Genomic DNA, 8,173 nt, shown 5'->3' with positions numbered 1-8,173 from the left:
CGATGTGGCCGGCACCGCCTGGCACGTCGACCCGAAGACCAACACCCTGGTCGTCACCGCCGACTCGACCGTCTCCCCGGCCGAGATCGCCGCGATCAAGCGCGAGGCCGGCGCCAACGCCGGGGCCGACGATCTTCATCACCGACACCAGGTCGCCCAGGAAGATCATTCCGTAGATCGCGGTGCCCGCCGCGCCGATCCCGGTCCACACCGCGTACGCCGGGCCGACGTCCAGCTTGCGCAGCGCCAGCGTCAGCAGTCCGAAGCTGCCCAGTGCGAAGCAGGCGAACGCGATCGTCGGCCACAGCCTGGTGAAACCGTGCGACAGCTTGAGGCAGACCGCGAAACCCGTCTCCAGTAAACCGGCGACGACCACCAGCAGCCACGCCATCGTCATCCTGCCTCCCGCGTCGGCGACTTCGGTGACTGCTTCGTGTCACTTGGTGCGATTATGCACTTGCCGCCCCGTCCCGCCCGCAGACGTGCACGAGTCAGTCGCCTTCGCGTCGCTCGCGCGTGGACAGAAGCCGCCGCAGCGAATACAGCCGGGACGGATCGGCGTGCCCGTCCGCCACCCACGCGTCCAGCGCGCAGTCCGGCTCGTCGTGGCTGCACGCGCGCGGGCACTGCTCCGTGCCCGGCACCAGGTCGGGGAAGGCGTTGATGACCCGGGACGGGTTGACGTGGTTCAGCCCGAAGGACCGCACGCCCGGGGTGTCGATCACCCACCCGTCGCCGCCCTCCAGCGGCAGTGCCAGCGCCGAGGTGGTGGTGTGCCGGCCACGGCCCGTCACGGCGTTGACGTCACCGGTCATCCGGCGCCTGTCCTGCGGTACCAGTGCGTTGACCAGGGTCGTCTTGCCGACGCCGGAGTGGCCGACGAAGGCCGTGGTGCGGCCGGCGAGGTGCTCGCGGACACGGTCGGCCGCGTGCCCGTCGTACAGCTCGTCGCGGCTGGTCACGACGTACGGGATGTCGAGCGCGCCGTACAGCTCCAGCAGCTTCTCGGGCGGGGCCAGGTCCGACTTGGTCAGCACCAGCAGCGGCTCCAGGCCGCCGTCGAACGCCGCGACCAGGCAGCGGTCGATCAGGCGGGGGCGCGGCTCGGGGTCGGCCAGGGCGGTGACGATGGCCAGCTGGTCGGCGTTGGCGACGACGACCCGCTCGTACGGATCGTCGTCATCGGCCGTACGGCGCAGGACGGTGGCGCGCGGCTCGATGCGGACGATGCGGGCCAGGGTGTCCTTGGCACCGGACAGGTCGCCGACCAGGGACACCCGGTCGCCCACGACGGCGGCCTTGCGGCCCAGCTCCCGGGCCTTCATCGCCATGACCGTTCGGCCGTCGACCAGGCAGGTCAGCCGGCCCCGGTCCACGGTGAGGACCATGCCCTCGGCCGCGTCCTCGTGCTTGGGGCGGATGTTGGTGCGGGGACGGTTGCCCTTGCGGTTGGGACGGGAGCGGATGTCGTCCTCGTCGGTGTGCTTGCCGTAGCGGCGCATGTCGTCAGGCCTCGAGCATTCCGGTCCACATCTGCGGGAAGCCCGGCAGGGTCTTGGCGGTCGTCCCGACGTTCTCGATCACCACGCCCTCGACGGCCAGGCCGATGACCGCGCCGGCCGTGGCCATCCGGTGGTCGTCGTACGTGTGGAACACGCCCTTGTGCAGCGGGCGCGGGCGGATGTGCAGGCCGTCCGCGGTCTCGGTGACATCGCCGCCCAGCTCGTTGATCTCCTTGGTGAGCGCGGCCAGCCGGTCCGTCTCGTGCAGCCGCAGGTGGGCGACGCCACGCAGCGTGGACGGCGAGTCGGCGAGGGCCGCGACGGCCGCGATGCCGGGCGTCAGCTCGCCGACCTCGCTCAGGTCCACGTCGATGCCGTGGATGGTGCCCGTGCCGGTGAAGGTGAGGCCCTGCTCGGTGAGCTCGCAGGAGCCACCCATCTCGGTGAAGATCTCCCGCAGCGCGTCACCGGGCTGGGTGGTCCGCTCCGGCCAGTCGGGGATGGTGACCCGGCCGCTGGTGACCAGCGCGGCCGCCAGGAAGGGCTGGGCGTTGGACAGGTCGGGCTCGACGGTCAGGTCGCGGCCGAGCAGCGCGGAGGGGGAGACCCGCCACACGTTCGGCTCGCCGCCGGTCTCCGGCTCGTCGACCTGCGCGCCGACTGCGCGCAGCATGTCGACGGTCATCCGGATGTGCGGCATGGACGGCAGCTTGGCGCCCGTGTGGCGCACCTCCACGCCCTGGTTGAAGCGCGGCGCGGACAGCAGCAAGGCACTGACGAACTGGGACGACGAGGAGGCGTCGATCTCGACCGGGCCGCCCTCCAGCGCCCCCGCTCCGTGCACGGTCATCGGCAGCGAGCCGCGGCCGTCGTCGTCGATACGGGCGCCCAGGGTGCGCAGGGCGTCGATCACGCCGTGCAGCGGCCGCTCGTAGGAGCGCGGGTCGCCGTCGAAGTCCACCGGCCCGCTCGCGAGCGCCGCGACCGGCGGCAGGAACCGCATCACCGTTCCGGCGTTGCCCACATGGATGGTGGCCGGGCCGTGCAGGCCCGCGGGGATCACGCGCCACCGCTCGCCCGTGCCGTCCGGGCCCACGCCCTCCTCGATGCCCACGCCGAGCGTACGCAGCGCCTCGGCCATCAGCAGGGTGTCGCGGGAGCGCAGCGGGTGGCGCAGCCAGCCCGGCTCGGAGGCCAGGGCGCCGAGCACCAGGGCCCGATTGGTGACCGACTTGGACCCGGGCACGGTGACGGTCGCGTCGACGGCTCCGGTCGCGTACGGGGCCGGCCAGAAATCGAGCTGCGCGGGGGTTTCGGTCATGCCCCTCACTTTAGACGGGCCACATGGTCAGGGCCGATCACGGACCGACTCTCCACAGCGCCCGCAGGTCATGGAACCGGGCAACGGGCGCCCGTCAGGGGCGCACGGCCCGCGGTCGGGCCGGCTCACAGACCGAGCAGCCAGCGCCCGCCCCCGATCAGCGAGCAGAGCGATACGGCATGGAAGAGGAACAGCCACAGCGGCGCCGGGACGTGCGTGAGCCGAGAGAGCTGGTCGGCGTCCGAGTCGGCCGCCCCGCCGTGCCGCCGCTTGGCCTGGAGCTCGAAGACCGGACGTACCCCGCCCAGCAGCAGGAACCACACGGCGCTGTACGCGAACGCCGACTGCACGTCCGGCTCCGTGAACCACGACACCAGCAGGAAGGCCGCACCCGTCACGATCACGGTGAGCGCCCCGTACGCGTTGCGGATCATCACCAGCATGGCGATCAGCAGCGCCGTGGCGACCCACAGCAGGAGCGTGACGCGGTGCGCGGCGAGCAGCCAGGCGCCGCCCAGACCGAGCAGGGAGGGCGCGGTGTAGCCGGCGGCCGCGGTGAGGATCATGCCGAGGCCGGTCGGCTTGCCACGGCTGACGGTCAGGCCGCTGGTGTCCGAGTGCAGCCGGATGCCGTCGAGGCGGCGGCCGGTGACCAGGGCGATCAGCCCGTGGCCGCCCTCATGGGCGATGGTGATCGCGTTGCGCGATATCCGCCACACCGCACGCGGGGCGGTCACGGCCAGGGCTGCCACGGCGGCGACGACGACGAGCCAGACGTCCGGGGCGGGCTGGGTACCGAAGAGGTCGGTGCTGGCCATTTTTTCGGACGGCTCCTCATGGTGTCAGTGGCACATGGCAGTGTTGGCAAGTATGTGCGGACGTTATGCGGCGAGTCGCAGGCCCGAGGACCTGACCGGACTCTTCCACGTGGAGAAGTGGGATCCGAAGGAGACCCTGCCCCCCGACTGGAACGTGGCCCCGACCAAAGAGGTGTACGCGGTCCTCGAACGGCCCCTGAAGGACAAGGACGCGGATCCACACCGTCCGGTTCGGCAGCTGCGGACCCTGAAGTGGGGGCTCGTGCCCTCCTGGTCGAAGTCACCGGAGGGCGCCGCCCGGATGATCAACGCGCGGGCGGAGACCCTCCACGAGAAGCCGTCCTTCCGGCAGGCCTTCGCCACGCGCCGGTGCCTGCTGCCCGCCGACGGCTATTACGAGTGGGTCACCGGCGCCGAGGAGCGACAGCTGGAGGAGCAGGGCAGGAAGAAGCGCCCCCGCAAGCAGCCGTATTTCGTCACACCCGCCGACGGGTCGGTCTTCGCCATGGCGGGCCTGTACGAGTTCTGGCGCGACCCCACGCTGCCGCCCGACCACCCCCAGGCGTGGTGGAGCACCTGCTCGGTGATCACCACCCAGGCGGACGACGGCCCCCTGGGCGTGGCCCCGGCCCAGGGCCCGCGCTCACTGGCCGAGATCCACCCCCGTATGCCGCTGATGCTGACGCCCGAGCGGTGGGACGCCTGGCTGGACCCCGCCCGCACGGACGTGGACGACCTGCGCTCCCTGCTCACCCCGCCGCCCGCCGGGCTGATGCGGGCGTATCCGGTCCCCACGGCCGTCAGCAACGTCCGCAACAACGGCCCCGAGCTGGTGGAGGAAATCGCCGCTCCCGAGGAGGAAACCCTCTTCTGAACCGGGCGCGCGGCAGGATGGAGCCGTGACCACCAGGAAGAGGACCACGACCAGCACCAGGGCCGGGGCCGAGACCGGGACCGGCACCAGGGCTGAGACCGGCGCCAGGGCCGGGACCGGCACCAGGACCGAGACCGTCCCGACCGGCCCCGGGGACGCCCGTATCACCTGGTACGAGCCCGGGGGCACCCGGGCCGCACGCCTCGTCGTGGCCCTCGGCCACGGCGCCGGCGGCGGCATCGAGGCCCGCGACCTCCAGGCCCTCGCCGTGAGCCTGCCCGCCGCCGGAGTGACCGTCGCCCTGGTCGAGCAGCCCTGGCGGGTGGCGGGCAAGAAGCTCGCCCCCGCACCCAAGCGGCTCGACGAGGGCTGGCGCGACCTGTGGCCGGCGCTGTCCGCGCCGGGCCTGCCCGTGGTGGCCGGCGGCCGCAGCGCCGGGGCCCGGGTCGCCTGCCGGACGGCCCGGGAGCTGGGCGCCCGCGCCGTGCTCGCGCTGTCCTTCCCGCTGCACCCGCCGGGCAGGCCCGAGAGCTCCCGCGCGGACGAGCTGCTCGGCGCCGGGGTGCCGACCCTGGTCGTCCAGGGTGGGAACGACTCCTTCGGCAAGCCGGCGGAGTTCCCCGAGGGGGACCACGAGATGGTCGAGGTGCCCTTCGCCGATCATGGCTTCGCCGTGCCGAAGCGGGCCCCGCTCACCCAGGAGGAGGCCCTGCGGGTGATCACCGACGGGGTCGGGAAATGGGCGGACTCCCTGCGGGAATGAGGGGCCCGCGCTGCGGGAACGAGGGGGCCCGCGGGAATGACGGGCGGCCCGGTCGTTGTTGTCCGTTGCGTCGGTTGAGAGACAAGAGCCAGGAGAGGGAGTCCGTCGCATGGGTTCGACCATCTGCCCGAGCCGGTCACAGGCCGCTGAGCTGGACTGGACCGTGCTGCCGGCGGCCAGGACCACCCCTGGCCGGACTCAGGGTGGACAAAATCGGCAGGGACTGTCACCGGAAGGTCGACTATTCTCCGATTCGAGCGGGTCCGCACTCGGTCTCGCCGCCGCAGCGCTGGAGGAGGTGGGTCCGGTCACTGGGACCGACACAGGGACCGACGACGGCCACGAGGAGACCGCCGGCGAGCGCAACGCGCGCTTCGAGCGGGACGCTCTGGGCTACCTCGACCAGATGTACTCGGCGGCGCTGCGCATGACGCGCAACCCCGCCGACGCCGAGGACCTGGTGCAGGAGACGTACGCCAAGGCGTACGGGTCCTTCCACCAGTTCCGTGAGGGGACCAACCTCAAGGCGTGGCTGTACCGGATCCTCACGAACACCTTCATCAACTCGTACCGCAAGAAGCAGCGCGAGCCGCAGCGCAGCGCCGCCGAGGAGATCGAGGACTGGCAGCTCGCCCGCGCCGAGTCGCACATGTCCACCGGTCTGCGGTCCGCCGAGTCCCAGGCGCTGGACCACCTGCCCGACTCCGATGTGAAGGAAGCCCTCCAGGCCATCCCCGAGGAGTTCCGCATCGCCGTCTATCTCGCCGATGTCGAGGGCTTTGCGTACAAGGAGATCGCGGACATCATGGGTACGCCCATCGGCACGGTGATGTCCCGGCTCCACCGTGGCCGCCGCCAGTTGCGCGGCATGCTCGAGGACTACGCCCGCGAACGCGGGCTGGCCCCCGCGGGCGCCGGAGAGTCGTCGAACAACGGGAAAGGCTCGGGCTCATGAGCTGCGGAGAGCCGCACGAGACGGACTGCTCAGAGGTCCTGGATCATCTGTACGAGTTCCTCGACCGTGAGATGCCCGACAGCGACTGCACCAAGTTCGAGGCGCACTTCGGGGAGTGCTCCCCGTGCCTGGAGAAGTACGGGCTGGAACAGGCCGTGAAGAAGCTGGTCAAGCGCTGTTGCGGACACGACGACGTACCGGCCGATCTCCGCGCCAAGGTCATGGGCCGGATCGAGATGATCCGGTCGGGCGAGCCCGTGCCGGACCACGACGTCTCCGCCGCCGGGCCGGAAGTCGCCACGCAGGAGTAACCGCCTGCGCAGCCGGGGCCTAAGAGACCCGCGTATACGGGAAGGGGCGCGCCGATCGCGGCGCGCCCCTTCCCGTATACGCGGGTGCCATGTCGCGCATCACCCGAAGGTGCTAATCGGATTCGTCCCGCCGCCGGGGCCACCGCGACTCGTTAGCCTGACGATCCACTCCGGAGACGAGAGTTGGCAGACGAGAGGACGAGGACGGGGAACAGTGGCGGGGATTCCGGTGGCGGCGCGCGCGTACATCGCGGGAGCCGCGCTGTGCGCCGCCGCGTGCGCGCTCCCCGCGCTCCTGACCGGCGCCGAGACCCCCTGGCGCGCCCTCGCGCTCCTTGCCGCGCTCTACGCGTTCGGCGAGTGGCCCGCCCGCTGCCCGCTCCTCGGACGGGCGATCGGCGGCCCCGTGCCGGTGGGTGCCGGATCGTTCTTTCCCGTCCTGCTCGCCGCAGCCCTGCTGCTGCCGCCCGCCGCGGCCGCCCTCGTCGCCGTGCCGGGCGCGCTGGTCTCCCACGTCGAGCGCCGGCCGGCCCTGCCGCGCCGGATCTGGCGCGCCGCGCAGCTCGCCATCGCCGCCTGGGCCGCCGCGCACGCCGCGCTGCTGTTGGGCGGGCCGGCCGCGGTCGGCGCGTCCGACTTCCCGTACGTCCTGCTCCCGGCAGCCGCCTCGGCGCTCATCTTCTGCCTGGTGGTCACCGCCCTCGACGGCGGCATCCTGGCCGCCGCCGAACGCGCGCCGGTGCGCGGCGCCTGGCGCGGCCTGCTGCCCCGCTCGCTCGCCCCGCACGCCGTGCACGGGCTGGCCGGACTGATGATGGCGGTGCTGTGGCGCAGCCCGTACGGCTGGCCCTCGGCGCTGTTCGTCCTGCTGCCCATGTACATCTCCTGCTGGGTGTACGCCCAGTACCACCGCGAGCGCGCCGCCCACCAGGCCACGATCCGGGCCCTGGTCCAGGCCGTCGACATCAAGGACGCCTACACCCGGGGACACAGCGAACGGGTCGGTCACGCCTCCGTGCTGATCGGCCGCGAACTCGGCATGGACGAGGCGCGGCTGGAGGTGATCCGGTTCGCCGGGATCCTGCACGACGTCGGCAAGCTCGGCGTGCCGACGCGGGTGCTGCGCAAGGACGGACCCCTGACACCGGAGGAGCGCCGGGTGATAGAGCTGCATCCGGAGTATGGGCACGAGATGGTGCGCGGCATCGGATTCCTCGGCGAGGCGCGCGCCGCGATCCTGCACCACCACGAGCGGCTGGACGGCAGCGGCTATCCGTACGGGCTGAGTGGCCCTCAGATCCCGGAAGCGGCACGGGTGGTCGCCGTCGCCGACGCCTTCGACGCGATGACGTCGACCCGTTCCTACCGGCGCGCGCGGCCCGTGGCGACGGCGGTGGCGGAGCTGGAACGGTGCGCGGGCCGCCAGTTCGACCCGCGGATGGTCCACGCCCTGGTGCGCGCCCTGGACCGGCACGGCTGGCAGACGGCCGTCACCGCCGACGAACCGGCGCCGCGCCCGGGTACGGCGGCCCCGACCGCCCCCGCTACGGCGACCCCCGCGACCCCCGCGTCGCCGCGCGGAAACGTCCCGCCGCCCGGGCGGGCGGCGCCCGACTCCGCGCCAGATCG

Annotated in this window: 8 protein-coding genes and 2 pseudogenes; 6 read left to right on the top strand and 4 right to left on the bottom strand. The window is 72.4% G+C overall.

Going from position 1 to position 8,173, the window contains the following annotated elements; translation table 11 throughout:
- Positions 1–127: pseudogene (locus QWM81_RS28880) on the top strand (alpha-lytic protease prodomain-containing protein); the annotation flags it as partial.
- On the opposite strand, the pseudogene QWM81_RS28875 reads toward QWM81_RS28880, so the two are convergent.
- The 4 genes and pseudogenes from QWM81_RS28875 to QWM81_RS28860 all read right to left on the bottom strand — a co-directional run.
- Positions 128–391, bottom strand: a pseudogene (locus QWM81_RS28875) (DMT family transporter); the annotation flags it as partial.
- Positions 392–491: 100 nt separating this feature from the next.
- A complete protein-coding gene (rsgA, locus tag QWM81_RS28870; protein ID WP_290115446.1) occupies positions 492–1,502 on the bottom strand; it encodes a ribosome small subunit-dependent GTPase A in 1,011 nt (336 codons plus the stop codon).
- A 4-nt stretch (positions 1,503–1,506) separates the two neighbouring features.
- The gene (gene aroA / locus QWM81_RS28865; RefSeq protein ID WP_290115444.1) at positions 1,507–2,823 is read right to left on the bottom strand and encodes a 3-phosphoshikimate 1-carboxyvinyltransferase; all 1,317 of its coding nucleotides are present in this window, start codon (positions 2,821–2,823) and stop codon (positions 1,507–1,509) included.
- Positions 2,824–2,948: 125 nt separating this feature from the next.
- Positions 2,949–3,641 (bottom strand): M50 family metallopeptidase, encoded by a 693-nt coding sequence (locus tag QWM81_RS28860; protein ID WP_290115443.1) that lies wholly within the window; start codon positions 3,639–3,641, stop codon positions 2,949–2,951.
- Positions 3,642–3,693: 52 nt separating this feature from the next.
- Here QWM81_RS28860 and QWM81_RS28855 point away from each other — a divergent pair, with 52 nt between their 5' ends.
- From QWM81_RS28855 to QWM81_RS28835, 5 genes are all read left to right on the top strand, one after another.
- A complete protein-coding gene (locus tag QWM81_RS28855) occupies positions 3,694–4,515 on the top strand; it encodes an SOS response-associated peptidase (RefSeq protein WP_290115441.1) in 822 nt (273 codons plus the stop codon).
- A gap of 163 nt (positions 4,516–4,678) precedes the next feature.
- Positions 4,679–5,278 (top strand): alpha/beta hydrolase family protein, encoded by a 600-nt coding sequence (locus tag QWM81_RS28850; protein WP_290115448.1) that lies wholly within the window; start codon positions 4,679–4,681, stop codon positions 5,276–5,278.
- 298 nt (positions 5,279–5,576) lie between these two features.
- Positions 5,577–6,233, top strand: coding sequence for a sigma-70 family RNA polymerase sigma factor (locus QWM81_RS28845; protein WP_290115439.1), 657 nt, complete (start codon positions 5,577–5,579; stop codon positions 6,231–6,233).
- Positions 6,230–6,544 carry a mycothiol system anti-sigma-R factor gene (gene rsrA, locus QWM81_RS28840; RefSeq protein ID WP_290115438.1) on the top strand — a complete coding sequence of 105 codons (315 nt, stop codon included), beginning with the start codon at positions 6,230–6,232 and terminating at the stop codon, positions 6,542–6,544. Before QWM81_RS28845 ends, rsrA begins: the two co-directional genes overlap by 4 nt.
- A gap of 214 nt (positions 6,545–6,758) precedes the next feature.
- Positions 6,759–8,173 (top strand): HD-GYP domain-containing protein (locus QWM81_RS28835; protein ID WP_290115437.1); only part of this gene is annotated, 1,415 nt, incomplete at its 3' end.

Origin of the sequence: Streptomyces ficellus (assembly GCF_030406405.1) — a bacterium.
Classification (GTDB): Bacteria; Actinomycetota; Actinomycetes; order Streptomycetales; family Streptomycetaceae; genus Streptomyces; species Streptomyces ficellus_B.
This window is presented reverse-complemented; position numbering and strand designations above follow the sequence as displayed.